This window comes from Streptomyces pilosus, assembly GCF_014649835.1.
GTDB classification, from domain to species: Bacteria; Actinomycetota; Actinomycetes; order Streptomycetales; family Streptomycetaceae; genus Streptomyces; species Streptomyces pilosus.
Map to the genome: position 1 here is coordinate 459,430 of NZ_BMTU01000005.1, position 24,412 is coordinate 483,841.

Consider the following 24,412-nt stretch of genomic DNA (forward strand, 5'->3'; position numbering starts at 1 on the left):
AGAGGCCCCATGCTGCGGGTGCTGATGTTCCTCGTGCCACTGGCCCTGAGCGTGTACGCGTTCATCGACTGCATCAGCACGAAGGACGAGGACATCCGGCACATGCCCAAGCCGTTGTGGGCGATCCTCGTGCTCCTCTTCCCGCTGGTCGGGTCGATCTCCTGGCTCATCGCCGGAAAGAAGCGGCACCCCGCGGGCACCGGCGGTTCCGCGTGGGGCGGCGGCCGCCGCCAGTGGGTGGCACCGGACGACAACCCCGAGTTCCTGAAGTCGCTGGACGACGACAAGGACAAGGACGACAAGCCGGGCGACGGCGACCGCGGCGGAGCCGGCTGACCGGGCGGTCCATGCCGTGCGCCCCGTCGTCGTGTTCCCTCGCCCGGTCCGCCGGGTGCGGTCCGCCCCGCTCCCCCGCGACGGGCGGACCGCACGTCGGCAGGGGTCAGTCTGAACCAGCGCGGGCTAGGATTGGAAGAGAATTCTAGAAATTCACTCCAGAAAAGCCCGAAGGGTACGGCGACCCCGCGATGAGCCCCAAGCAGCACCGTGGTGAGGTCACCGTCGACCAGCTCCTGGACGCCGCGTTGCGCGTCTACGGGGAGTCGGGCGAACAGGGCCTCACGGTCAGCGCGGTGACCGGGGTGAGCGGGGTCAGTCCCGGCAGTCTCTACCACCACTTCGGCAGCATGGACGGGCTGCTGACCGCTCTGCTGACGCGCTGGCTGGAGCGGCTGCTGAGCGAGATGGTCACGGCGCTGGAGCGGTCGGACTCCGCCCGCACCGGTGTCGAGGCCCTCGTTCGGGCGTACCTGACCTTCATCCGGGACCACCGCGACGCGGGCCTCCTGCTGCACTCCTCGCGGGCCGACGAGATCGGCATGCGGCAGGCGCAGCGGCTCCGTGACGCCCAGGAGGCCCGGCTCACCCCGCTGTCCGCGTGGGTGAGCCGGCACGTCGCGTCGGGCGAGGTCGCGCCCCTGCCCGTCCCGCTCCTCGAGTCCCTCGTCCTCGGCCCGGTCATCGGTGTCAGCCGCCGCTGGCTGACCCTCGGCGACGTCGACCTCGACGAGGCGGCGGAGGTCCTGCCGGACCGGATCTGGCGGTCGATCGGCGCGAACGCGAGCTGAGCGCGGCCCGGCCGCGTCACTCCCCGGCGAAGATCTCCCCGGCCTCCGGGACGACAACGGCCCGGCGGAACCGGGCCCTTGCGGAGAGCCGGACCGGCGGTGTTCACCCGGGCGGGTGAGCCGTCGGGTCAGCGGAGGCGGGAGGAGGAGAGGATGGAGAGGAGGTGGGCGGGGACCATCACCCAGGTGATGACGGCGAGGGCGGCGAGGGCCCAGCGGGTGGGGTCGATACTGTCGGTCAGCGCGTCGGCGACGGCGGCGGCGAGCAGGACGAGGGACGCCTCGATGCCGTTGGTGACCCGGTGGATCTTGAAGGCGGCGGCGATGCGGCGGACCGTGGCGACGCCCTGGGAGCGGGGGCGGGTCGACTCGTCGTCGGCGACCGTCAGGCCGCGCCGGGCGCGGGCGACGTCCACCAGGTCGGTGGATGCCTTGAGCAGGACGACGCCCAGGGCGGTGGCTATGCCGACCGACAGCCAGCCGCCGACGCCCGACTCGGCGGCACGGTAGCCGGCGCCGGCCAGCAGTGCCGCGTCGGCGAGGTAGGCGCCGAGCCGGTCGACGTAGATGCCGGTCGCGCTGTTCTGGCCCTTCCAGCGGGCGACCTCGCCGTCGACGCAGTCGAAGAGGAGGAACAGCTGCATGAGGATCACGGCGAGGATCGCGCCGGTCAGGCCGGGGATCATCAGCGCGGCGCCGGAGGCCACTCCGCAGACCACCATCGTCCAGGTGAGCTGGTCGGGGGTGACCGGGGTGCGGACCAGGTGGCGGGTGGTGCGCAGGGAGAGCCTGCGCATGTAGAGCCAGCCGGCCCAGTGCTCGCCGTTGCGGCTCTCCATCTTGGCCTGCGGCTGGCAGACCTCCCGCAGCTCCTCCAGTGCCGGAGCACCCATGACGTTCCTCCCAGGCCCAACTGCCGCCCGTGCGGCGATGATCGGGCCAGGGTACAGAGACGGGGCGGGCGCGGGACCGTCGCCCCCGCCCGCCCCGTCCCGGGACCGGACCGGTCTCAGAAACCGGCCGCGCGCAGCGCGCCCAGGCCGACGTCCGCGTAGGAGTGCTTGCCGGAGACGAAGATGTTGACGCCGTAGTAGTTGAACAGCCAGCAGCCGAACGCCGCCAGGGCGAGGTAGGCGGCCTTGCGGCCCTTCCAGCCGGCGGTGGCGCGGGCGTGCAGGTAGCCCGCGTAGGCGACCCAGGTGATGAAGGACCAGGTCTCCTTGGGGTCCCATCCCCAGTAGCGGCCCCACGCGTCACCCGCCCAGATCGCCCCGGCGATGATCGTGAACGTCCAGAGCGGGAACACGGCCGCGTTGACGCGGTAGGCGAACTTGTCCAGGGAGGCGGCGGCGGGCAGCCGCTCCAGGAACGAGGTCGCGAAGCTGCCGGGCTTGCCGCCGTTCGCCAGCTTGTTCTCGTACGAGTCCTTGAACAGGTACATCACCGTGGCGAAGGCGCCGACGTAGAACACCGCGCCGCACAGGATCGCCGTGGAGACGTGGATGTACAGCCAGTACGAGTGGAGGGCGGGGACGAGCTGGTCGCTCTCGGTGTACAGGACGGTGACGGCGAGACCGAGGTCGAGGAGGACCGAGGTGGTGAGGAACAGGCCGAGCCAGCGCACGTTCTTCTTCAGCGCCAGCAGCAGCAGGTACACGCCGACCGCGGTCGTGGAGAACGTGATGTTGAACTCGTACATGTTGCCCCACGGCGCCCGCTCCACGGACAGCGCGCGGGTGAGCACGCCGCCGAAGGCGAGGGCGAACGCGAGCACGGTGAGCGAGATGGCGATCCGCCCGTAGAGGTCGCCCTTGACGTCCCCGCCGTGCGCGCCGGGCCCGTCGGGCACGTCGCGCGAGCCCGACGCGGCGCGGACGGTGACCTTCGGCCGCTCCATCACGGCGGTGCCGCCGGACTGCTTCACGGTGACGGCCGGCCCGGCCGTCCTCGCCGCCGCCCGGGGGGTCAGGGCCGCCGCCGTGCGGGCGACCTTGCTGCGGCTGCCGAGCAGCCATTCGGCGATGTACGCGAAGAAGGCGAGGGTGTAGACCGCCATCGCGGAGTAGATCAGCACGTTGCTGATCTCCGCGAGGCTCTCGTTGGTCGCGGCGGCGAGAGTCACTGCTGCTCAGCCCCTTCGGCAGGCACGGCTTCGGAATCGGATGATGCGGATGTCTTGGCGGGCGTCCCGTCCGGGTCGGGGTCCGGCACGCCCGGCGCCTCGTCGTACAGGAGACCGGCGAGTTCGCCGAGTTCCTCCGGCACCTTCGCGGACTCGCTGCGGCCGAGGCCCGCCATCTCGACGACGGTCACCCCGTCGGGGCCCTCCACCGCGCGCACCCACACGCGCCGGCGCTGGATGAACAGGGAGCCGGCCAGTCCGGCGATCGCGACGACGGCACCGCCGAGCGCCCAGCCGCCGCCCGGTTCCTGGACGATCTGGTAGCCCGCCCACTCCCGGATGTCCTTCTCGAAGGTGACCGAACCGGCGCCGTTCGGGAGCGTCATGGTCTCGCCGGGCATGAGCAGCTGCTTGAACAGCTCGCCGTCGGCGTCCTTGAACTCCTTCATCTTGGTCTTGTCCATCTGGTACACGCTCTGCGGAATGCCGGAGTCGGCCTTCAGGTCGCCGTGGTAGGCGGACAGGGCGAGCACCGGATAGTCCAGCGCCGGGAACTGGGACAGCATCGTGCCGCTGGCGGAGCCGCCGAAGGTGGGCACGAAGAAGGCGTTGAAGCCGAGCTGTTCCTTCTTGCCCTGCGGGTTGCGGTAACCGTCGAGGACCTTGACCACCCCGGAGGAGGTGACGTTGGCGTCGAGCGGCAGCAGCGGCACGGCGTCCTGGTAGACGACCTCGCCCTTGCCGTCGCGGACGGTCACCACGGGCGCGTAGCCGTGGCTGACGAGGTAGACCTTGGCGTCGCCGATCTGCAGGGGCTTGTTCACCTTGACGAGGGCCTTCTTCTCCTCGCCGTCGGCGCCCTCGGTGTAGGTGAGCTCGGTCTCGTACGTGCGCGGGGTGCCCTTGTTGGGGCCGGTGCGCTCGTAGGTGCCGGTGAACTCCTCGACGTCGAAGCTGAACGGCTCCAGGTCCTCGTTGCTGAACAGGTTGCCGGACTTGAAGTCGTCGTACTGCGTGAGCGTGTTGGCGAAGCCGTCGCCCTCGACGATCAGCTTGTTGCCCTCGGACTTGAAGAGCTGGCCCCAGGCGAAGGCGATCAGCATCACGATCAGCGCGATGTGGAAGAGCAGGTTGCCGACCTCGCGCAGGTAGCCCTTCTCGGCGGCGACGGCGTCACCGACGGCGTGGGCGCGGAAGCGGCGCTTCTTCAGCAGGGCGAGGGCGCTCCCGCGGACCTGTTCGGGTGTGGCCGCGGTGCGCCAGGTGGTGTGGGCGGGCAGCCGGGTCAGGCGCCGGGGGGCGCCCGGCGGGCGCCCGCGCAGCTGACCCACGAACTGCCAGGTGCGGGGCACGATGCAGCCGATGAGGGAGATGAACAGCAGGATGTAGATCGCGGAGAACCACACCGAGCTGTAGACGTTGAACAGGCCCAGTTTGTCGTAGATCGGCGCGAGGACGTCGTGCCGCTCGCGGAAGTCGGCGACCTTGGTCTCGTCGATGCCGGTCTGCGGGATGAGCGAGCCCGGGATCGCGCCGAGCGACAGCAGCAGGAGCAGCAGCAGCGCGACCCGCATGGAGGTGAGCTGCCGCCAGAACCAGCGGGCCCAGCCGACGACGCCGAGCGCGGGGAGGTTCGGCGGCTCCTCCCGGGGCGCGGTGGACAGCTGGGAGCCGGCGGCACCCAGGTCCTGGTCGTCGCCGGCCTTCGGGGTGTTGTCCGTAGTGGTGTCGCTCATCGGGTCAGATCCCCACCGTGAAGCCGTTGGACCAGGTCTGCATCTCCGCCACGAGGGTGTCCCACGCGCCGGTCAGCAGCAGCACACCGGTCAGGATCATCATCGTGCCGCCGATGCGCATCACCCAGACGTAGTGCCGCTTGACCCAGCCGAAGGCGCCGAGCGCCTTGCGGAAGGCGACGGCGGCGAGCACGAAGGGGACGCCCAGCCCCAGACAGTACGCGACGGTCAGTATCGCGCCGCGTCCGGCGCTCTCCTGCTGGGCGGAGAGGGTCAGCACGGAGGCGAGGGTCGGGCCGATGCAGGGGGTCCAGCCGATGCCGAACAGGGCGCCGAGGAGGGGCGCGCCGGCCAGCCCGGCCGCGGGCCGCTTGTGGAAGCGGAACTCGCGCTGGGTGAGCCAGGGCATCAGGCCCATGAAGAAGACACCCATGAGGATCATGAGGACGCCGAGCACCTTCGACAGGACGCCCGACTGTTCCTGGAGGGTCTGCCCGAAGTAGCCGAAGAAGGCGCCGCCGGAGACGAACACGACGGTGAAGCCGGCGACGAACAGGGCGGCGCCGGCGACCATCCGTCCGCGCCGGGCCTCGGCCAGGTCGGTCCCGGAGACGCCGGTGACGTAGGAGAGGTAGCCGGGGACGAGCGGCAGCACGCAGGGCGAGAAGAAGGAGACGAGCCCGCCGAGTACCGCGAGGGGCAGGGCGACCAGCAGGGCGCCGTTGAGCACGGTGCCGTTGTAGCCCGTTTCGGCGGCGAGGGTGTGGAGGGCCGTCACGTCACTTCTCCGCGACGACCGGCTCGAGCATCTTCAGCAGCCGCTTCTCGTCGAGCGCCGTCAGCGAGCGGGCCGCGATCCTCCCGTCCCGGTCCAGGACCAGGGTCGAGGGGACGGCCTGCGGGTTGAGGGTGCCCTTCTCGAAGCGCAGCATCAGCTTGCCCGTGGGGTCGTACAGGCTCGGGTAGGGGATGCCGAAGTCCTTCTCGAAGGCCAGGGCGGCCGTGGTGCTGCCGTCGCGCGTGTTGATGCCGACGAACTGCACGCCCTTGTCGGCGTAGTCCTTCGACACCTTGGCGAAGTACTTGGCCTCCGCGCGGCACGGGTTGCACCAGGAGCCCCACACGTTGAGGACGACGACCTTGCCCTGGTGGTCGGCGACGTCGAGCGGCTTGCCCTCCAGGGTCTCGCCGGACAGCTCGGGCGCGGCGACGCGCTTGCCCGCGGGAACCGTGGAGATGCCGTCCTTGCCGACCACGAAGTTGGTGTTGCCTCCCCCGCCGGACGTGCCGCCCGACGTGCACGCCGGGACGAGCAGTGCGGCCGCGGCGGCGCCGGCGGCCAGGGTGACGCGGCGGCGGACGCGGCCGGCGCGGCTCTGCGGGGCTCGGTTCGAGCGCTGGGGGGCACGGCTGGCGGCACTCATGTGAAAAGTTTCGCATGCCCGTTCTGGGGATCTTGCGCACCCCCCTGCACGGTCCCCTCGCGGGTGAGTCCCGCAGGTCAGGCGGCGTCGGGGGCGCCCGTCCCGGTGGTCCCCCCGGTGTTCCCGGCGCCGCCCGCGGTGTTCTTCGTGAACGCCTTCCAGCCGCCTGCCGGTTCCTGCCCCACGTCCAGGGTGCGCAGCCGCTCCAGCACCTCGGGCCGCTGCACGTCCAGCCAGTCGGTGAACTGCCGGAAGGAGACGAGTCTCACGTCGCCGCCCTTCTCCTTCTTCCGTGCGATGTGCCGGAGCGCCTGCTCCACGGCGTCCATGTAGATGCCGCCGTTCCACTGCTCGAAGTGGTTGCCGACGAAGAAGGGCGCCCGGTTCGACCCGTAGGCGCGCTCGAAGCCGGAGATGTAGGCGCCGGCGGCCTGTTCGCGCCAGGCCGGGTAGTTGTGGGCGGGCGCCTTGGTCGTGTTGAGGGACTGGTTGGCGAGCATGTTGTAGTCCATCGACAGGACTTCGAAGGAACGTCCGGGAAAAGGTATCTGCTGGAGCGGAAGGTCCCATATGCCCCGCTTCTTCGCCGGCCAGACCTGCCGGCCGCCGGGCGAGGAGGCGTCGTAGCGCCAGCCGAGCTCCCGGGCCGTGGGCAGCAGCCTCTCCTGGCCGAGGAGGCAGGGCGTGCGGCCGCCGATCAGCTCCTTGTCGTAGTCGAACGGGAGGGGCTCCAGGTCGGTCCAGCCGGAGTTGGTGCGCCACCGCTGCACGAACGACTTGGCCTGCTCGATCTCGCTGCGCCACTGCCGCGAGGTCCAGTTGCCGACGCTGCCGGAGCCGGCGCAGAAGTGGCCGTTGAAGTGGGTGCCGATCTCGTGGCCTTCCAGCCAGGCGCGGCGGAGGTTCTTCAGCGTGTCCTTGATGTGCGCGTCGGTGAGGTAGCCGATGTCGCTAGCGCCGCGCGGGTTGTTCGGCGGGTCGTAGAGCCGCTTCTTCGACTCGGGCAGCAGGTACACGCCGGAGAGGAAGAAGGTCATGGCCGCGCCGTGCTCCTTGGCGAGGTCCAGGAAGCGCGGGAAGAGCCCGTTGCCGACCTCGCCGGCCCCGTCCCAGGAGAAGACGACGAACTGCGGGGGCGTCTGACCCGGCTCCAGCGGCACGGGCCGGTCCGGCTGGTGGGGCTGGGCGCCGGTGAAGGAGGTGGAACCGTCGCCGATCGGACGGGCCGTCCTGGTCGGCTCCGGCTTCGCCGTCCCGGGCCGGCCGCCGTCCCCGGAGCGGGAACGGCCGGGGGTCGCGCCGTCCGAGCCCGTGTGGCCGGCGCAGCCGGCCAGCGAGACGGCGGCGGCCGCACCGGCCCCCGCACCGAGCCCGAGCATTCCCCTGCGGGAGAGAGCGCGCACGGCGTCCCCCTTCGTCACGTCCTTGGGTGGTCACTCACTCAGAGGACACGACGCGGCGGGGGGTTCCCGCCGGATGCGGAGGTTTCGCAACGAAGTCCCGAGAGGCCGTGCCTCCCGGGACGTACGTCCGTTGCACACCGGATGTCTCGCGGCTACGCCCCGAAGGCCTTTCCCTTGCCCTTCACCGGCTTGGCGCCCGCCAGCAGATGCGCGGGCACGAGGTCGCGGGCCGGCTCGCTGTAGCCGACGGAGACGATCCGGTCACCCCGGTAGGTGAAGGTGGTCAGCGAGGCGAGCGTGCACTGCCGCTTGCGCGGGTCGTGCCACAGCCGCCGCTTCTCGACGTAGGACCGCACGATCCAGATCGGCAGCTGGTGGCTCACCAGCACCGCCTCGTGACCGCGTGCCGCGTCCTTCGCCGCGTTCAGCGCGCCCATCATCCGGATGACCTGCTCGACGTACGGCTCGCCCCAGGACGGCTTGAACGGATTGACGACGTGCTTCCAGTTGGCCGGGCGGCGCAGCGCGCCGTCGCCGATGCCGAAGGTCTTGCCCTGGAAGACGTTCTCCGCCTCGATCAGCCGCTCGTCGGTGGCGATGTCCAGGCCGTGCGCCTTGGCGATGGGCTCGGCCGTCTCCTGCGCCCGCTCCAGCGGGGAGGCGACGACGTGCGTGATGTCCCGGGGGGCGAGGTGCTCCCCCACCCGGTCGGCCATCCGCCGGCCCAGTTCGGAGAGGTGGTAGCCGGCCAGCCGGCCGTAGAGGACACCGTCGGGGTTCTCGACCTCGCCGTGCCGCATCAGGTGGACGACGGTGACGTCGTCCTTCTCCGGCGCGCTCATGCCGTGGCCTCCGCGGCCGCTCGGGCCGCCGCCGGGAGGGCGTCGGCGATGCGCTGGACGGCCCGCTCGTCGTGGGCCGTCGACACGAACCAGGACTCGAACGACGACGGCGGCAGGTAGACGCCGTTCGCCAGCAGCGAGTGGAAGAACGCGGTGAAGCGGAACGACTCCTGCGCCTTGGCGTCCTCGTAGTCGCGCACCGGCCGGTCGGTGAAGAACACCGAGAACATGTTGGAGGCGTTCTGCAGCGTGTGCGCGACGCCCTCCTTGGTCAGCGCCTCGGTGACGAGGGACTGGATCCGCGCGGAGACGGCGTCCACCTTCTCGTACGCGGCGTCGTCGAGCAGCCGCAGCTGGGCGAGGCCGGCGGCGGTGGCGACGGGGTTCCCGGAGAGGGTGCCGGCCTGGTAGACGGGCCCGGCGGGGGCGAGGTGCGCCATCACGTCGGCGCGCCCGCCGAAGGCCGCGGCCGGGAAGCCGCCACCCATCACCTTGCCGAAGGTCATCAGGTCGGGCCGCACCCCGTCGACGCCGTACCACCCGGCGCGGCTGGTGCGGAAGCCCGTCATCACCTCGTCGGAGATGTAGAGCGCGCCGTTCGCCGCGCACGCGTCCTTCAGCCCCTGGTTGAACCCGGGCAGCGGCGGGACGACACCCATGTTGCCCGGCGACGCCTCGGTGATCACGCAGGCGATCTCACCGGGGTGCGCGGCGAACGCGGCGTGCACCGCGTCGAGGTCGTTGTACGGCAGCACGATCGTGTCGCCGGCCTGCGCGCCCGTCACGCCGGGCGTGTCGGGCAGCGCGAACGTGGCCACCCCCGACCCGGCGGAGGCGAGCAGCGAGTCGACGTGCCCGTGGTAGCAGCCGGCGAACTTGACCACCTTGGTGCGCCGCGTGAACCCGCGGGCGAGCCGGATCGCCGACATGGTGGCCTCGGTGCCGCTGGAGACCAGCCGCACCTGCTCCAGCGGCTCGATCCGGGCGACCATCTCCTCGGCGAGCGCGACCTCGCCCTCGCCGGGCGTGCCGAAGGAGGTGCCGCGCGCGACGGCCTCCTGCACGGCGGCGATCACCTCGGGGTGCGCGTGTCCGAGGATCATCGGCCCCCACGAGCACACGAGGTCGACGTACTCGCGCCCGTCGGCGTCGGTGAGATAGGGACCGGTTCCGGACACCATGAACCGGGGGGTGCCGCCGACGGCGCGGAAGGCACGCACCGGTGAGTTCACGCCACCGGGAGTGACGGCCGCGGCACGATCGAACAGCGCCTGCGAGGCTTGGGCTTCGTACGAATATGGCAGTTCGCTCATGACCTGCGACTTCTCCGACCTTCTCCGACGTCCCGGACTCTCGCCGGGCTGCGGGTGCGTGTGACGTGTTTCAGGGTAGGCCAGCGGCGGCCCGCGGCATCCGGCCCCCGATCCGCCGTGATCTGCGAAACTGTCGTCTGATACACACAGCTCACACGGGCCGGCGGCGGGAGGCGGCGAGGGATCCCCCGGACACAATGCCGACCGTACGTTTCGGCGGGCGGCCGTGGGGGAGGTCACTGTCACGATGATCGGGTTGCGCGGCGGGGGCCACGCGTCCTAGAAAAGCAGTCGGGTGGAGATATGCATCGCGGTGGCGGACTGGGCGAGGGGACTGACGACCTGGGTCCTCGACGTGCCCGGCGGGGAAGGCACCGACGCGAGGCGGAGGACACGGACGAGACACGTCGCACCCACGGCGAGCCGGAGCGGATCGGCCCCCTGAGCGGGGCGGGGAGCAGGAATGGTGGTCGGGTGGGGGTGACGTACAAGTACTTCGGCGCACCGGACGGCGCCACCGCGGCCCGCGTCCCGATCTCGATGCGCCCCGAGGAACTCGGCGGCGACGAGCTCGGCATGAACGGCATGTTCACCAAGATCAAGCCCGAGACCATGGCCGCGATGGTCCTCACGGGCATCGAGGGCGTCCCCCTGCACAAGGTTCCGCCCCTGGAACTGGTCGTCCTGCACCCCGACTACGCGGTCGTGAAGCTCCCCATGACGGTCGTCGACCCCCTGCGCGGCATAGGCGAGGAGGCGGTCGGCGCGGCGGCGTTCATCTGGTCCACGGTCCCGGACCGCGGCGGTCCGAGGGACGCGTTCAACGTCTACCAGTTGCTGCACGAGTGGCAGGACTTCTCGCACCGGCTGCACGAGGCGGGGCACCAGCCCTACTGCCTGGTGTGGCCCTGAGCTGCCTCCCTATCTGGTGCGGTCCCGGCGTCGGGTCGCGCTCGTTCCGGGCGGGGTGGGCGGACCCGCCCTCGTCGTGTGCCGGGAGAGGCCTCTTCCCGCGCCGTCCGCCCCGGTCGGCCGCGGACGATCCCGCCGGCCGGCCCGGCGTCCGCCCCCTTCGATGAGCCACCCGGGGGAACCGGCGGGCCCGGGGCCGTGAGCGGTGGCCGGAAAAGGCCGCTCGTGAACAGACTGAGGGTCGCGTCCGTGCTCGTCGCCCGACACGGGGTACCCCAGCGGCGCGCGAGTCCCCCTCACCCCCAGGAGGCAGCCCCATGACGTTCAATCCCCTCGAACAACGGGGCATCCCACTGGACCGCCAGCTGCGCAGCTGGCGCGAGCTGAACGTGGACCCGATCGACCCGGACCACTGCGACCCGTACACCCGGTGCCGGATCATCACGATGAACGGGATCGAGGTCGAGGCGATCCTGTTCAGCCACCAGCTCGCCCGGCACACGCCCGATCCCGAGATCAAGCGGCAGCTGGCCCGGGTGCGCTACATCGAGGCGCAGCAGCAGAAGGTCGTCAACTGGCTGCTCCCGGGCGTCTCCTCGGTGCTGGAGACCACCATCGCCTACGAGCAGGTCGCGGTGGACCTGACGGCGTGGGTGGCGCGGATGGAACCGGACCCGTACCTGAAGCAGGCGTACCAGTTCGGTGTGCTGGAGGACTTCGACCACCTGTACCGGTACGCGAACCTGTACGAGATGATCGAGCACCGCAAGGCGGAGTCGATCGTCGACAACCTGACCGAGGTCATGCCGGGCCGGCCCACGCGGTTCCACCACCGCGACCCGGTCGACAACGTGCGGGACCCGTACGCCAAGGACGAGACGAACCCGCTGTCCAAGCTGCACGCGCTGACGATCATGTCGGCGGAGCAGCAGACCATGAACTTCTACATGAACACCGGCCCCACCTACATGGAGCCGATCGCCCGTCAGCTCTACCAGGAGATCGGGCTGATCGAGGAGGAACACGTCACGCACTACGAGTCCCTCGTGGACCCGGGTGAGACGTGGTGGGAGCAGCTCGTCAACCACGAGTACAACGAGTGCTACCTGTACTACTCCTTCATGGAGCAGGAGAGCGACCCCAAGGTCAAGGCGATCTGGGAGCTGCACCTGAACATGGAGCTGGAACACCTGCACGCCGCCTGCGACCTGATGCGCCGCCACGACGGGCGCGACCCCGCCTCGGTGCTGGCCCCCGAGCTGCCCGACGTGCTGACCTTCGAGCCGAACAAGGGCTACCTGCGTGAGCTGCTGGACACCCAGATGGACCTGACCACGCTGGGTGCCGGCTACGTGCGCGAGGCGCACGAGCGGTTCGAGCGGATGCAGGAGCAGATCCACGGCGGGGAGGCGCCGCCGAGCGACCGGGTGATGACCGAGCACGACGAGATGTTCGGCCGCGAGTACCGCGTCCAGACCGAGGGCGAACACCCCGACCCCGCACAGCGCGAGAAGTAGGGGAGGACCGACATGTCCGAGCTGCGGACCCCGCACGCCGGGGACGACATGGCCGAGGACGACGACGTGGTCGCGCTGTTGATGCGCCAGCACGGTGACATCCGCAACCTCTTCGACGAGGTCGAGGCGGCCACGGGTGAGGAACGCCGTGACGCGTTCCGTCGCCTGGTGCGGCTGCTGGCCGTGCACGAGACCGCCGAGGAGGAGGTCGTCCACCCCTTCGCCCGGAAGGGTTTCCCCGGCGGCGAGCAGGTGGTGAAGGACCGGCTCGCCGAGGAGAAGGCGGCCAAGGAGACACTCGCCGCCCTCGACGAACTGGACACCGACGACCCGACGTTCATGCCCCAGCTGCTCAAGCTGCGCAGGGACGTCCAGGAGCACGCGCGCGCCGAGGAACGCTACGAGTTCACCCACATCCGCCGCAGCGCCGACGTCACCGGGCTGGCCGCGATGGCGAAGGCGATCAAGGCCGCTGAGGCCATGGCCCCCACCCGGCCGCACCCGGGCGTCGAGTCCGGCGCGAAGAACATGGCCCTGGGACCGGTCGCCGCCCTCATGGACCGCACCAAGGACACCGTCCGCAAGGCCATGGGCAAGGGCTGACGGCGCTTTCCCCCCGGCCGGGCGGCACACCCGCCGGGCCGGGCCGGGCCGGGACGCGGGCCCGGTTGCCCGGGGCCGGTGTTTGTCCCCCGCCGCCGGGGAAACCCAGCGTCGCATGAGCAAGAAGCCGGCTCGCCGCCGTACGGGCCAGAACCGGATGCTGTGGCTGCTCGACACCATCGAGCGTGATCCCAGGGCGGACGCGGCGATCGACAAGCTGATCAGGGGGGTGCGGGCCCTCCCGCTGGGCCGCGCCCGGGACGCCCTGCACGGCAGGTGGCTCGGTCATCCCCTGCATCCCCTGATGGTGCAGGTGCCGATCGGCAGCTGGATGTCCGCCGCCGTGCTCGACCTGTGGCCCGGCCGGTCCCGCGAGGCCGGTCTCCTCGTGGGCGTCGGACTGGCGGCGGCCGGTCCCGCCGCGCTGGCGGGGGCGGTCGACTGGGCCGAGCTGCGTCGCCCGCAGACCCGGGTGGGCCTGGTGCACGCCGTGGCCAACGCGACGGCCGTGGGACTGTACGGCGCCTCCCTCGTCTGCCGTCTCGCCGGACGGGCCCGAGCGGGCCGCGCGTACGGCTTCCTCGGGCTGACGGCGGTCGGTGCGGCAGGCATGCTGGGCGGCCACCTGGCCTACCGGCAGGCTTCCGGCGCCAACCACGCCGAGGAGGTTCCGTACGTCGTCGGCGGGGGCTGGCGCCGGATCGGCACGGTGGACGAGTTCCCCGCGGGCCGCCCCGTGCGGCGTGCCGTGGACGACGTGCCGGTCCTCGTGGTGCGCGAGATCGGCGGGACCTTCCACGCGCTGGCCGAGCGGTGCAGTCATCTGGCGGGTCCGCTGTCCGAGGGCACGGTCTCCGACGGCTGCGTCACGTGCCCCTGGCACGGCAGCGTCTTCCGGCTCTCGGACGGCTGGAACGTCCGCGGCCCCGCCACCGCGCCCCAGCCCGCCTTCGACACCCGTGTCGTCGACGGGCACGTGGAGATCGGGCTGCGCCGTGCGGACGGGCCGGAGACACCGGCCGGGCGTGGCGCGGACGCGGCGGCGACATGGGCGGGGGCGGACGGGGCACGGCCGCCGCGCCGGGAAGGGGACGAAGGACATGGGCGCACCGTCTGACGGCCGGTTCGCGGAAGGTCTGCGGCGGCGGTGGCGACGCACCGAACGCACGTACTCGGCGGGGGAGGACCGCCCGCTGCGCGGTTATCTGACCGCCATGGCGGCTTTCGGCGTGTACACGGCCGGGTGGGCGGCGGTGGTCGGGCTGCGCGGCCGCCCGCTGCCGGACCGGCCCGTGCCCTGGGACGTGGCGCTGACCGCGGTGGCCACCTTCCGGCTGAGCCGGCTGCTGAGCAAGGCGTCGGTGACCAGCCCCCTGCGGGCCCCCTTCACCACGTTCCACGGCCCGCAGGGACCGGCGGAGCTGCACGAGGAGGCGCGGTCCGAGGGCGCGAAGGACACGGTCGGCGAACTGGTGACGTGCCCGTTCTGCATGAGTGTCTGGGTGGCCTCGACGCTCACCGCGGGGCAGCTGCTCTGGCCGCGCGCCACCCGCACCGCCATGGGGGCACTGACCGCGCTGGCCGGCGCGGACGCCCTCCAGCTGACGTACGGCGCGCTGTTGGACCGCACGACCGGCGACTGACCGACCGCATGCCCCCGGAGGTGGGACGGCCGGCCTCTCGTCAGAGCGGCCGGCCGTCGACGATGCCGCCGGAAGGGGGCAGGAAGGTCACACCGAGGTCGTACCGCGCGATGCCGAAGGGCCGGAAATCGGCGTCGGCGAGGACGCGGTAGAGGAACTCGGAGGTGGACATGTCGTACCGGTGCCACTGTTCGCCGTCGTCGGAGCGCACGAGGACGGGGTGCTCGCCGGGCCGCTCGGCATCGATGAGCCAGAAGTACCCGTCGGCCCATTCGGTGGATCCCCACCCGAGCAGTCCCGTGCCGCCCGGTGCGTAGACCGTGTAGGGCTCGACGGCGGAGGCGTTTCCCCCCGTGCTGTCCCGGTCGGCCGACAGCCAGGCGCGCCACTGTGCCATGAGGTCGAACGAGACGCCCTCGTCGCGTCCCAGGAAGTACACGGAGTCGCTGAAGACTCCGCCGCCGAACGCTTCGCACAGCTCCTTGTAGTCCGCCGGCAGCGTGACCCCCAGCTCCCCTTCGACCGCCGCCCAGTCGACGGGGATCCCGAGCGGTTCCCACCCGGTCAGGTCGATCACTCGCCGAGCCCACGTACGGGGATCCTCGGGCAGTGCGGTCACCACTTCCGCCGCGGTCGCCGCCCGGGGCCGTGCGGCGTCGCGCGCGTCCTCCCGGGAAGCCTCCTCCGGCGGTGGCGCGGGCCGCTCCGCCACGAGCACCACCAGGTGTTCGCCGTCTCCGGCGCGGACCGCACCGCAGCCGATCCATCGAGTGCCGGAGGCCCAGCCGCGCATCTCGACCAGTTCCCCGGTGAAGGGAGCCAGGAGCGGCAGCCCGCTTCGGCCGGTCACCGTCGGATCGACGTAACCGCCCATGGCGAGGTTGCGCAGCTGCCCGTACCGACGGCTGAGCTGTCGGGACAGGGCCGGGAGGCTGATGCCGCCGGACACCGCCAGGCATGCGTGCCCCGCCGGGTGCCCGGGCCGGCCGCACACCAATTCCCGCCCGCCCGGGCGGACCAGGGAGGTCACGGCTTCGAGCAGTTCCTTCTCGTCCATGGCCGGTGAGTGAACCACGGGCCAGGGACAAGGGAGGGTCAGCGCAGGGTCTGCACCGCGTAGAGGGCGCCCACGCCTGTGGCGAGGGTGCCGAGCAGGAGGCGGAGCGCGGTCTCGGGCAGGCGCGGCTGGAGGCGTGCGCCGAGGTAGCCGCCCAGGAGGCCGCCGGCCCCGCAGGAGAGGCCCAGCAGCCATTCGGGGGCGACGTCGCCCGTGGCGGTGAAGGAGAGCAGCGCGTAGGTCACGGCTCCGACGACGGAGGTCACGAAGGTGGAGGCCAGGGCGGCCGGGGCGACGGTGGCGACCGGTGTTCCGCGGCCCACGAGGATCGGGCCGAGTACGGAGCCGCCGCCGATGCCGTAGATGCCACCGGCGACGCCGACGGCCAGGGCCAGCGTCGTCGTCGTACGGGGTGAGGGTGGGTGCGGAGCGCGGGCCGGGGCGGGGCGCACGGTGCGCAGCCACAGCCACAGCCCGAGCGGCAGCAGCAGCGCGGCGACGAGGAGCCGGAAGACGCGCGGTCCGGGCACGGCGAAGACCCGGATCACGGCACCGACGACCACGCCGGGGACGGTGCCGGCGACGAGCAGGCGGGTCAGCGGTCCGCCCAGTCGTCCGGCCCGCCGGAAGCGCACCAGCGCGCCGGGTCCTGCCACGATGTTGTAGAGCAGGTTCGTCGGGGTCACGGAGGGACTGGGCACCTCCAGCACACTGACCTGCACGGGCAGCAGGAAGACCGCTCCGGAGACGCCCACGGGTGCCGTGGCGACCGCGATCAGGAACCCGGCGGCGACACCGAGCAACCCCGTCGACCACTCCACGACCACCCCCGGGGAAGACTCCGGACCGGGCGCCCCCCGCACCCGCGGACACGTCCCGCGTGCGATCCAACCGCCTCCCGAGCCCGGGGACAACCGCTGTCGTGTCCTCCTGCCGAGGCCCCGGTGAGGGGTGGACGGTGGAAAAGGGGTCGAGAGACAACCGGACTCTCGCTGATCATGCAAGCATGCCCCTGACAGTCACCCTGGCCCGAGTGGACGCCGACCTGGCGGCCGGGCGCGTGCCCGTGGCGCGTCAGCGTCTGCGCGGACTGGTCTCCTCGTACCCCACCGACCTGGCGCTCCGCCGTCGCCTGGCGGAGGTGTACCGGCTGTACGGCGAGCCCGCGGAGGCCGGGCGCTGGATGTACCTGGAGGAGGACCGGGACGAGGGCGAGACCGCCGCCTTCGAGGCGAGGTACCGGACGCCCCCGGAGCGAATGCGGGCGCTCGCGTGGCGTGGTGCCGAGGGTCTCGCCCCGTCCGGGTTCGCCGTGGAGCAGTTGACGGCGGTGCGGGCCGCTTGCTCCGAGGCTCTGGGGCGCCCGGTGGACTGGGACTCGGTACCGTCCGCCCGGGACGACGGACCGGAGGCCGGCGGGGGCGGGTTGAGCGGCTTCCTGGTGGGAGCCGGTTGCCTGACCGTGCTGCTCGGCATGGTGGGGATCTGGGTGTACGGGTTGATCGCCCTGGTCGGCTGAGCCGTCGCCCGGCCCTCGCTCGGCCGTGGGCTACTCGGCGGGCACGGCCTCCCGTACCGCCCGGGCGGTGGTGGACGGGTCGTAACCCTCCGGGACGCCGTCGACCATGATGATGTCGCCCGCGATGTGCCGCGAACGCAGCGGTGCGATCTCCTGGTACTCGGGCGAGTCCCACCAGGCCCGGGCCTCGGCGATCCCGGGGAAGCCGATCATCACGACGTGCCCGGGCCAGGTGCCCTCCTTCACCTCGTGCTGCGTGGCGTGCACGAGGAAGCGTCCACCGTACGGCTCGAAGGTGCCCGGGATGCGCTCCATGTACTCGGCGATCTCCGGGTGCGGGGCGGCCTCTTGCAGGTGGGCGATGACGTAGGCGGGCATGACGTCCTTCCGGTCGACGGGCTTCTCCGTACGCCGTGAGCATGGCAGGCCCGCCGCCCCGGGGTCGATGACCTGACAGGTAAGCGGGCCCGCCCGCGCCGTCGGCCCCCGGTGCGGTGCCGGGTCAGCCGAGGGGGTTGGCGGTGTCGCGGAGGGTGGCGAGGGCCGGGGCGTACATGCGGGCCTTGATGGTGCCGAGGGTGTCGCCGGCCTTGCCCACCAGGGACTGGGCGATCTCGATGGCGGTGGAGCGCACGGCGTCCTCGGGGACCGCCCGGTCGACGATGCCGGCGGTGGCGGCGTCGGCGCCGCCGTAGCGGCGGGCGGTCGTCATGCACTCGTGCGCGGTCTGCGGGGCCAGCCGGGACTGGATGAGGGCGGACATGCCGGGGGTGAAGGGGATGTCGATGTCCGCTTCGGGCAGGCACCAGTAGCCGCGGTCGGCGCGCATCACACGGAAGTCGTGGGCGAGGGAGAACATCGCGCCGGCGGCGAACGTGTGGCCCTGGAGGGCGGCCACCGTGACGAGCGGCAGCGACAGCAGCCGCGCGAACAGCTCGTGCACCGAGACGACGTAGTCGTGGTAGTGGTCGGCGTTGGCGAACAGCCACTCCAGGTCGAGTCCGTTGGAGTAGAACTTGCCGGTGGCGGCGGTGACCAGCGCGCGGGGGCCCTCCGCCTTCTCCACCTCGTCGAGTGCGGCGCCGACCGCGTCGATCCAGTCGGGGTGGAAGCGGTTCTCGCCGTCACCCAGATCCAGGACGAAGACGTTCTCATGGCGGTCGAGCGACGGCATGGCGACTCCTACGACGTGATGGTCTACTCGCCAGTAACTTACGGGTGGGTGAGGTACGGCGCAAGGCGCGGTGGGTCCCGTGACGTCGGGCCGCCTCAGGGAGCCGCCAGCCGGGCGTAGACCCCGCCTTCGGTGGTGCGGACGGTGACGTCGGGAGTGGAGCCGAGGGGGCCCGCGCCGGGTGCGGCGTCGGCGGTGGCGTACCAGACGCCCCACCCCGGGTCGCCGGACAGCTCGATGAGCTTGCCGTGGACGGTGCCGGAGGCCGTCTCGATCTCGACAGTGGACGCGGTGCCCCTGCCGCCGTAGTACAGACCGGAGAGGTAGGCGCGGCCGTCCGAGATCTCCGACTGCACGGAGACACCCGGGGTGCCGAGGTCGATGTTGCCGCCCACCGCGCTGCGGAACTGCTCCAGGCCGGGCAGGGAGGGCGTGGTCCAGTGCTTGCCCTCGGCGGTGAGCCAGAGCCGGAAGCCCGGGGCGGCCGTCACCCGCTCACCGGGCGCGACGACGCGGGGCGCCGGACGGACGGAGGGGGCGGGCGAGGGGGACGCGGAGGCCGCCGGGGGTGTGGCGGGAGCCGGGCCGGGGCCCGTGCCCGGCCGTGCCACGAGGACCAGCGGGAGCAGCAGCAGGGCGCCTCCCGCGCCCAGCACGGTCGCTCGCCGCCTGTGCCTCAGTCGCCGGCCGCGACGCTGCACCGCGGCCAGCGGCACCCGGGAGGGGGTGACGTCGTGCGCCGCCTCGGCCAGTGCCTCGCGGAGCCGTCCGGCCCCGGCGCCCTCCGGGCCTGCGTCTGCTGCGGGTGCGCGGTCGGTCATCGGCGGGCTCCGGAGGCTGCGAAGGCGGGGTGGGCGCGCAGGGCCGCGAGGCCGCGCCGGGCGTGGGTCTTGACGGTGCCGAGGGAGCAGTGGAGCAGCTCGGCGATGTCGGGCTCGGTGAGGTCGTCCCAGTAGCGCAGGACCAGGACCGTCCGCTGGCGGGTGGAGAGGGTGGCCAGGGCGTCCATGATCGCGGCGCGGTGCTCGACGGACTCGGCGTGACCGCCGGTGGGCTGGTGCACGCGTTCAGGGAGGAACGGCATCAGCAGGTGGGTGACGCGTCTTCTGCGCAACCGGCTGAGGTTGTTGTTGACGAGGGAGCGCCGTACGTAGAAGTCGACCTCGTCGGGCGGGATGCGGCCCCAGCGGGCGTACACCTTGGCCAGGGTGGTCTGCACGAGGTCCTCGGCCTCGTGGAAGTCCCCGGTGAGCAGCAGGGCGGTGCGCACCAGACGGTTCCAGGCCGCGCCGGCGTAGACGGCGAAGTCGGGGCTCAGGGGGGAGGGTGCGGCTGTCTCGTCCTGCGGCACGGACGCGGTTCCTCTGGGTCGGGTGCGGGGGGAGGAGGGGGAGGGTGCCGGAGGCGGGGGCCCCGTGGGGCCCCCGCCCGCGGGTCACCGTGTCGTCAGCTGGGCGTACAGGGTGCCCTTGGTGGTGCGGACGGTCACTTCGGAGACGAAGCCGAGGGGACCGCCGTCGGGGGTGACGTCGGCGGTGGCGTACCAGACGCCCCATCCGGGCTTGCCGGACAGCTCGATGAGCTTGCCGCGGACGGTGCCGGAGGCCGTCTCGATCTCGACGGTGGACGCGGTGCCCCTGCCGCCGTAGTACAGGCCGGAGAGGTAGGCGCGGCCGTCCGAGATCTCCGACTGCACGGAGACACCCGGTGTGCCGAGGTCGATGTTGCCGTCGACCACACTGCGGAACTGCTCCAGGCCGGGCAGGGAGGGCGTGGTCCAGTGCTTGCCCTCGGCGGTGAGCCAGAGCTGGAAGCCCGGGGCGGCCGTCACCCGCTCACCGGGCGCGACGACGCGGGGCGTCGGGGCCTTCTTCCCCGTCGTCCGCCCGATCGCCGTGGCGGCCCCGTCCTTCCCGGCGGGGGCGGCGGCCTGGAGCTGCGCCGCTTCCGCCTGGGCCGGCGCACCGTGCGAGGGGGCCGCGGGTGCGGCGTACGACATCGTGGCCATGCCGGCCACGGCCGCCGTGACGACCGCGCCGGTCAGGTAGTACTTCAGCGTCCGCTTCATGGACGGGCAACTCCTTGCGGGAACACGGACCTTCTCGAGGTCCACGCGGGCTGGTGGGTGGAGGGCGCCTCTCCACCCCTACCAACTCCCGCTGTCACCGCCCCGGATGACACCTCCGGGCAGGTTTCCGGCGTGAGGCCCCGACCTGCGTCCACGCGACCAGCCGCCGACCGCTCTCGCGACGGGACTCGCGGAGCGGGGAGCACATCGTCCGGAAGGCGTGTCCGGGTCCCCGCCTTCAGGGGGTGTGCCGTGCCACGTCTTATCTGTATCCGCGACATCAGAATTGCGCGGGAGGTGTCCACAGATTCGCTACGGCGCCGACCGGAGCGAATTCAGGCAAAATACACAGAGCGCCTCGGCGTGCTACTGTCGATCGCAGTTGCAGTTGTGGTTCCCGAAATTTACAGCGCTCTCGTCCGGCATGCGTACCGGAGGGGTGCTTGTGCAATCCCGGTTTTCCGGCGGGGTGATCATCGCGGCGACACGGTGCCCGCACACGGCGGATACCGACGCACTGCCCCCGAAGGAGATATGACATGGCTACTGGAACCGTGAAGTGGTTCAACGCGGAAAAGGGCTTCGGCTTCATCGAGCAGGACGGTGGCGGCCCCGACGTGTTCGCCCACTACTCGAACATCGCCGCCCAGGGTTTCCGCGAGCTGCTCGAGGGCCAGAAGGTGTCCTTCGACATCGCGCAGGGCCAGAAGGGCCCGACGGCCGAGAACATCGTTCCCGCCTGACCTGACGCGCACCACGTAGCTGGGGCCCGCATCCTTCGGGGTGCGGGCCCCAGCTGCTGCCGTATTCCGCTCTGCGGATTCCGGCAGATTTCCCTCCGGTCCGACGGCGTTTTCGCATCCTGTCGGACCCTTTTCCCTTTCTCCGAGTCTCCTGATACGGCGTTTCCGCGCCGCTCTTCCTTTCGGATCGAGCGGGCACCGACGCGGTCAGGAAACCGATCCATCCAGCGGGAGACACTTCTTGTCCCTGGTTCAGACGTATTCCGGTCCGGCGGACGCCTCCGCCCTCCCCGCGACGGCGACGAGCGCCACCGGGACGGTGGACACCGCCGTGACGGCCGCCTGGCCCCGGGTCTGGGACGGCATGACCGTCGAGGTGGCGTTGTCCGTCATGGCCGCCGCCCGGACCGGTCACCTCGCCGTCTGTGACGAGGACGACCGGTGCACCGACGTGGTCACCCGGGTCGGACTCACGGCCGTGCGGGACGGTCTCGCCTACACGGACCGGATGCGTCTGCGCGATGTCGGCGCCGCCGGGTCGGCGGCCCGGCACGGGGCCTTCAGTGGTCGGAGTAGCTGAAATCCCCCACGGTCCAGGCACTGACGTCCTCGATGGCGACGCGGTACATCCCGCCCGTCTCCGGGATGCCCACCGCGCCCTGCAGGATGCGGGCGACGTGGAAGTGCAGGTGCGTGGGCGGGCCGTCGCCCGCCGCGGGGGCGTCGAACACGGTCGAGAAACCGCTCAGCTGGGCCGAGTCCGTCAGCACCTCCGCCACCCGCTGCCGCCACACGGCTTCGGGGGCCAGGCGGCCGGTGATGACGGCACCACCGGTGACCACGGTCAGGGACATCTGGCTGCTGTGTCCGGACTCGACCAGGGTAGCGATCTTGATGATCAGCTCGTCGGGCTTCATCATGACGACGGATTCTATGCACCGGCCCGTCCGGGTGACATGCGCGGTGCCCCCTCCGGGCCCGGCCGCGGCGTTCGGCCCGGTCACCGGGCGGCTCGTCCGGCAGGGTGAGGCCGGGTCCCGCGCGGCCGCCGGCGAGGGCGGCGCGGACGGTGTTCGCGGTGGAGGTCCGGCTCAGGCGTCCGCCTTCCGGCGCAGTTCGTCGTTGATGCGACGGGCCTCTTCCAGCTGGTCTTCCAGGATGATGATGCGGCAGGCCGCCTCGATGGCGGTGCCCTGGTCGACCATCTCGCGGGCCCGGGCGGCGATCCTCAGCTGGTAGCGGGAGTAGCGGCGGTGGCCGCCCTCGGACCGCAGGGGCGTGATCAGCCGTGCCTCACCGAGTGCCCGCAGGAAGGCGGGCGTGGTGCCCAGCATCTCCGCCGCACGGCCCATGGTGTAGGCGGGGTAGTCGTCGTCGTCGAGTCGGTCGAGCGGTGTGTCTGCGGTCATCTGCACCTCTGTCGGGTTCATACGTCGAGGGGCCTTGGTGCCGTACCGGCACCAAGGCCCCGAGGGATTTGTAACACCATCTGCCGACCTACTGCACGGTCGGCCTTCTGTTTCCGCACCGGCCCCGTCTGCGGGGCGGGATGTGCGGGGATCGCGGATGCGTGACCGTGGGACCACCTTCCGTTCCGGGGCCTGCGGTACCCGGGCGGACCCTGCCGGCCCGGGCGATCCTGATGGCGTCCGCCTCCTTCTCTCTTTCTCGAAGACTTCTCGGCTACAAGAGAGAAGGTACCCCTCCCTTCCGTGAATGTCTACAGTGACGGCGACAGATTTCCCTCCGTACAGGTGACCGGATCACCGGAGGCGCGGTGACGCCCGGCGATCGCGGGCGGCGCGGCGGCCGGGGACCGGGCGTGTCACGATGCCGGTATGCGGGTCATCGTGGTGGGTGCGGGCCAGGTCGGGCACACCGTGGTCAAGTCGCTCGCCGAGACGCACGAGTGCACGGTGATCGACATCGACGAGGCACGCCTGCAGGCCCTGTCCCACACCTACGACGTGCGGATCACGCGGGGCAGCGGCACCCGGCGCGAGACGCTGCTCGAAGCCGGTGTGGCCGACGCGGAGCTGGTCCTGGCGTGCACCTCCCGGGACGAGGTGAACCTGGTGATCGCCATGCTGGCCCGCCGGCTGTCGTCGGCGCGGACGGTGGTGCGCGCCACCGGAACGGACTACCTGGCGGCCTGGCGCGCGGGTGATCTCGACGTGGACCTGCTCGTCTCGACGGCGTACGAGACCGCCAGTGCCGTCGCGCGTGTCCTGCACGTGCCGGGGGCCCGGCACGTGGACTTCTTCGCGGGCGGTGAGGTGGTCGTGCTCGGGATGGACGTGCACGGGGCGAGACCGCCGCGGTTCGCCGGGCGGCCCCTGTCCGACGCGGGCCTGCCCGGGAACTCCCGGGTGGTCGCCGTCGTGCGGGACGGGGAGTGGATCAGGCCGACCGGGCGGGAGGTGGTGCGGCCCGGCGACTGGGTGATCGTGATGGCGTCGCCGGCGGCGGCGCGCGCGTGGGGCCGGCTGGTCAGCGGGGCGGACCCGGTCGGCGAGGTCGCGCTGTTCGGTGCCGGACGGAGGGGGACGGCCATCGCCCGGGTGCTGCTGGACGCGGGGATCTCCGTACGGGTGGTCGAGCCGGACGCGGAACGGGCGCGCGCGGCCGCGGACGCGCTGGACCGGGCGCGGGTCTACCACGCCTCGGGACTCGACGCGGAGTTCCTGCGCCGGGAACGCGTCGGTACGGCCGGGGCGGCGGTGTTCGCGGGCGGGGACGACTCGCGCAATCTGCACGGGGCGGTGCTGGCGCGGCTGCACGGGGTGGGGCTGACGCTGACGGTCCTGGACGATCCCGCCGCCGCCGCGGTGTTCGAGGCGGCCGGAGTCGACGTGACGATCGACCCGGGGGACGAGACGGCGGAGAAGATGGCCCGCTTCGGCTTCGGCGAGCGCACCCGGCAGGTGGCGATGCTGGGGGACGACCGTTTCGAGGTGCTCGACATCACCGTACGGGCGGACAGCCGGTACGCGCACCGGCCGGTGGACGCGGTGCCCGCGGCCGGGGTGGGGGCGATCGTCCGGGACGGTGCGGTGTTCTTCCCCGGCGGGAAGGACGAACTGCGGCCCGGGGACCGCGCCGTCGTGCTCAGCGAGCCCGGTCGCGTGCCCGCGATCGAGCACGACCTGTGACGCTCCCGCGCACGGCGCCGGGCCGTGCGCGCCGGTGGCCGGCGCGCGGTCGGCTCG

General features: G+C 71.9%; 28 protein-coding genes. 11 read left to right on the forward strand and 17 right to left on the reverse strand.

The window, feature by feature from the left end:
* Window positions 1-9 precede the first annotated feature (9 nt).
* Window positions 10-336 carry a PLD nuclease N-terminal domain-containing protein gene (locus IE118_RS15955; protein ID WP_189558532.1) on the forward strand — a complete coding sequence of 109 codons (327 nt, stop codon included), beginning with the start codon at window positions 10-12 and terminating at the stop codon, window positions 334-336.
* 191 nt (window positions 337-527) lie between these two features.
* Window positions 528-1,127 (forward strand): TetR/AcrR family transcriptional regulator, encoded by a 600-nt coding sequence (locus IE118_RS15960; protein ID WP_189558533.1) that lies wholly within the window; start codon window positions 528-530, stop codon window positions 1,125-1,127.
* Window positions 1,128-1,255: 128 nt separating this feature from the next.
* On the opposite strand, the gene IE118_RS15965 is transcribed toward IE118_RS15960, so the two are convergent.
* The 8 genes from IE118_RS15965 to hemL all read right to left on the reverse strand — a co-directional run bounded on the left by IE118_RS15965 (window position 1,256) and on the right by hemL (window position 9,967).
* On the reverse strand, window positions 1,256-2,020 hold the full coding sequence (locus tag IE118_RS15965) for a CDP-alcohol phosphatidyltransferase family protein (RefSeq protein WP_189558534.1): 765 nt from the start codon (window positions 2,018-2,020) through the stop codon (window positions 1,256-1,258).
* A gap of 116 nt (window positions 2,021-2,136) precedes the next feature.
* Window positions 2,137-3,249, reverse strand: a complete 1,113-nt coding sequence (gene ccsB / locus IE118_RS15970; RefSeq protein WP_189558535.1) for a c-type cytochrome biogenesis protein CcsB — start codon at window positions 3,247-3,249, stop codon at window positions 2,137-2,139.
* Window positions 3,246-4,985, reverse strand: coding sequence for a cytochrome c biogenesis protein ResB (gene resB, locus IE118_RS15975; protein WP_189558536.1), 1,740 nt, complete (start codon window positions 4,983-4,985; stop codon window positions 3,246-3,248). The genes ccsB and resB overlap by 4 nt, the downstream gene beginning before the upstream one ends.
* A 4-nt stretch (window positions 4,986-4,989) precedes the next feature.
* Entirely contained in the window at window positions 4,990-5,763 is a 774-nt protein-coding gene (locus tag IE118_RS15980) for a cytochrome c biogenesis CcdA family protein (protein WP_189558537.1), read from the reverse strand.
* Window position 5,764: 1 nt separating this feature from the next.
* Window positions 5,765-6,409, reverse strand: coding sequence for a TlpA family protein disulfide reductase (locus IE118_RS15985; protein WP_189558538.1), 645 nt, complete (start codon window positions 6,407-6,409; stop codon window positions 5,765-5,767).
* 77 nt (window positions 6,410-6,486) lie between these two features.
* Window positions 6,487-7,788, reverse strand: coding sequence for a polysaccharide deacetylase family protein (locus tag IE118_RS15990; protein ID WP_189558659.1), 1,302 nt, complete (start codon window positions 7,786-7,788; stop codon window positions 6,487-6,489).
* Window positions 7,789-7,964: 176 nt separating this feature from the next.
* Window positions 7,965-8,654 carry a histidine phosphatase family protein gene (locus IE118_RS15995; RefSeq protein ID WP_189558539.1) on the reverse strand — a complete coding sequence of 230 codons (690 nt, stop codon included), beginning with the start codon at window positions 8,652-8,654 and terminating at the stop codon, window positions 7,965-7,967.
* On the reverse strand, window positions 8,651-9,967 hold the full coding sequence (gene hemL, locus IE118_RS16000) for a glutamate-1-semialdehyde 2,1-aminomutase (RefSeq protein WP_189558540.1): 1,317 nt from the start codon (window positions 9,965-9,967) through the stop codon (window positions 8,651-8,653). The genes IE118_RS15995 and hemL overlap by 4 nt, the downstream gene beginning before the upstream one ends.
* A 303-nt stretch (window positions 9,968-10,270) precedes the next feature.
* Between hemL and IE118_RS16005 the strand changes: the two genes are divergently transcribed.
* From IE118_RS16005 to IE118_RS16025, 5 genes are all read left to right on the forward strand, one after another.
* Window positions 10,271-10,879 (forward strand): hypothetical protein, encoded by a 609-nt coding sequence (locus IE118_RS16005; protein WP_189558541.1) that lies wholly within the window; start codon window positions 10,271-10,273, stop codon window positions 10,877-10,879.
* A gap of 317 nt (window positions 10,880-11,196) precedes the next feature.
* On the forward strand, window positions 11,197-12,396 hold the full coding sequence (locus tag IE118_RS16010; protein WP_189558542.1) for a hypothetical protein: 1,200 nt from the start codon (window positions 11,197-11,199) through the stop codon (window positions 12,394-12,396).
* Between the two features lie 12 nt (window positions 12,397-12,408).
* Window positions 12,409-12,999 (forward strand): hemerythrin domain-containing protein, encoded by a 591-nt coding sequence (locus IE118_RS16015; RefSeq protein ID WP_189558543.1) that lies wholly within the window; start codon window positions 12,409-12,411, stop codon window positions 12,997-12,999.
* Window positions 13,000-13,114: 115 nt separating this feature from the next.
* Complete coding sequence (locus IE118_RS16020; RefSeq protein ID WP_189558544.1) at window positions 13,115-14,116, forward strand: Rieske (2Fe-2S) protein; 1,002 nt, start codon at window positions 13,115-13,117, stop codon at window positions 14,114-14,116.
* Entirely contained in the window at window positions 14,100-14,642 is a 543-nt protein-coding gene (locus IE118_RS16025) for a DUF1360 domain-containing protein (protein ID WP_189558545.1), read from the forward strand. Before IE118_RS16020 ends, IE118_RS16025 begins: the two co-directional genes overlap by 17 nt.
* 40 nt (window positions 14,643-14,682) lie before the next feature.
* Here IE118_RS16025 and IE118_RS16030 read toward each other — a convergent pair whose 3' ends face one another.
* Together IE118_RS16030 and IE118_RS16035 are read right to left on the reverse strand one after the other, a co-directional pair.
* Window positions 14,683-15,699, reverse strand: a complete 1,017-nt coding sequence (locus tag IE118_RS16030) for an SMI1/KNR4 family protein (protein ID WP_189558546.1) — start codon at window positions 15,697-15,699, stop codon at window positions 14,683-14,685.
* Between the two features lie 38 nt (window positions 15,700-15,737).
* Entirely contained in the window at window positions 15,738-16,520 is a 783-nt protein-coding gene (locus tag IE118_RS16035) for a sulfite exporter TauE/SafE family protein (RefSeq protein ID WP_189558547.1), read from the reverse strand.
* Between the two features lie 185 nt (window positions 16,521-16,705).
* Here IE118_RS16035 and IE118_RS16040 point away from each other — a divergent pair, with 185 nt between their 5' ends.
* Window positions 16,706-17,218: a DUF6584 family protein gene (locus IE118_RS16040; RefSeq protein ID WP_189558548.1), complete on the forward strand. Its 513-nt coding sequence runs from the start codon at window positions 16,706-16,708 to the stop codon at window positions 17,216-17,218.
* Window positions 17,219-17,248: 30 nt separating this feature from the next.
* On the opposite strand, the gene IE118_RS16045 is transcribed toward IE118_RS16040, so the two are convergent.
* From IE118_RS16045 to IE118_RS16065, 5 genes are all read right to left on the reverse strand, one after another.
* The gene (locus tag IE118_RS16045; protein ID WP_189558549.1) at window positions 17,249-17,596 is read right to left on the reverse strand and encodes a DUF1330 domain-containing protein; all 348 of its coding nucleotides are present in this window, start codon (window positions 17,594-17,596) and stop codon (window positions 17,249-17,251) included.
* Window positions 17,597-17,720: 124 nt separating this feature from the next.
* Window positions 17,721-18,392, reverse strand: coding sequence for an enoyl-CoA hydratase-related protein (locus IE118_RS16050; protein ID WP_189558550.1), 672 nt, complete (start codon window positions 18,390-18,392; stop codon window positions 17,721-17,723).
* 95 nt (window positions 18,393-18,487) lie between these two features.
* A complete protein-coding gene (locus tag IE118_RS16055; protein WP_189558551.1) occupies window positions 18,488-19,213 on the reverse strand; it encodes a hypothetical protein in 726 nt (241 codons plus the stop codon).
* Window positions 19,210-19,743, reverse strand: coding sequence for a SigE family RNA polymerase sigma factor (locus IE118_RS16060; protein WP_189558552.1), 534 nt, complete (start codon window positions 19,741-19,743; stop codon window positions 19,210-19,212). The genes IE118_RS16055 and IE118_RS16060 overlap by 4 nt, the downstream gene beginning before the upstream one ends.
* 84 nt (window positions 19,744-19,827) lie before the next feature.
* Window positions 19,828-20,460: a hypothetical protein gene (locus tag IE118_RS16065; protein ID WP_189558553.1), complete on the reverse strand. Its 633-nt coding sequence runs from the start codon at window positions 20,458-20,460 to the stop codon at window positions 19,828-19,830.
* A gap of 539 nt (window positions 20,461-20,999) precedes the next feature.
* On the opposite strand from IE118_RS16065, the gene IE118_RS16070 reads away from it, so the two are divergent.
* Together IE118_RS16070 and IE118_RS16075 are read left to right on the forward strand one after the other, a co-directional pair.
* Window positions 21,000-21,203, forward strand: coding sequence for a cold-shock protein (locus IE118_RS16070; RefSeq protein WP_030342329.1), 204 nt, complete (start codon window positions 21,000-21,002; stop codon window positions 21,201-21,203).
* A gap of 241 nt (window positions 21,204-21,444) precedes the next feature.
* The gene (locus IE118_RS16075) at window positions 21,445-21,783 is read left to right on the forward strand and encodes a CBS domain-containing protein (RefSeq protein ID WP_373303191.1); all 339 of its coding nucleotides are present in this window, start codon (window positions 21,445-21,447) and stop codon (window positions 21,781-21,783) included.
* Here the strand turns inward: IE118_RS16075 and IE118_RS16080 are convergent.
* Window positions 21,764-22,123 (reverse strand): hypothetical protein, encoded by a 360-nt coding sequence (locus IE118_RS16080; RefSeq protein ID WP_189558554.1) that lies wholly within the window; start codon window positions 22,121-22,123, stop codon window positions 21,764-21,766. The genes IE118_RS16075 and IE118_RS16080 overlap by 20 nt on opposite strands.
* A 171-nt stretch (window positions 22,124-22,294) precedes the next feature.
* Complete coding sequence (locus IE118_RS16085) at window positions 22,295-22,612, reverse strand: MerR family transcriptional regulator (protein ID WP_189558555.1); 318 nt, start codon at window positions 22,610-22,612, stop codon at window positions 22,295-22,297.
* Window positions 22,613-23,041: 429 nt separating this feature from the next.
* Between IE118_RS16085 and trkA the strand changes: the two genes are divergently transcribed.
* On the forward strand, window positions 23,042-24,355 hold the full coding sequence (gene trkA, locus IE118_RS16090; RefSeq protein ID WP_189558556.1) for a Trk system potassium transporter TrkA: 1,314 nt from the start codon (window positions 23,042-23,044) through the stop codon (window positions 24,353-24,355).
* The last annotated feature ends 57 nt before the right edge of the window (window positions 24,356-24,412 follow it).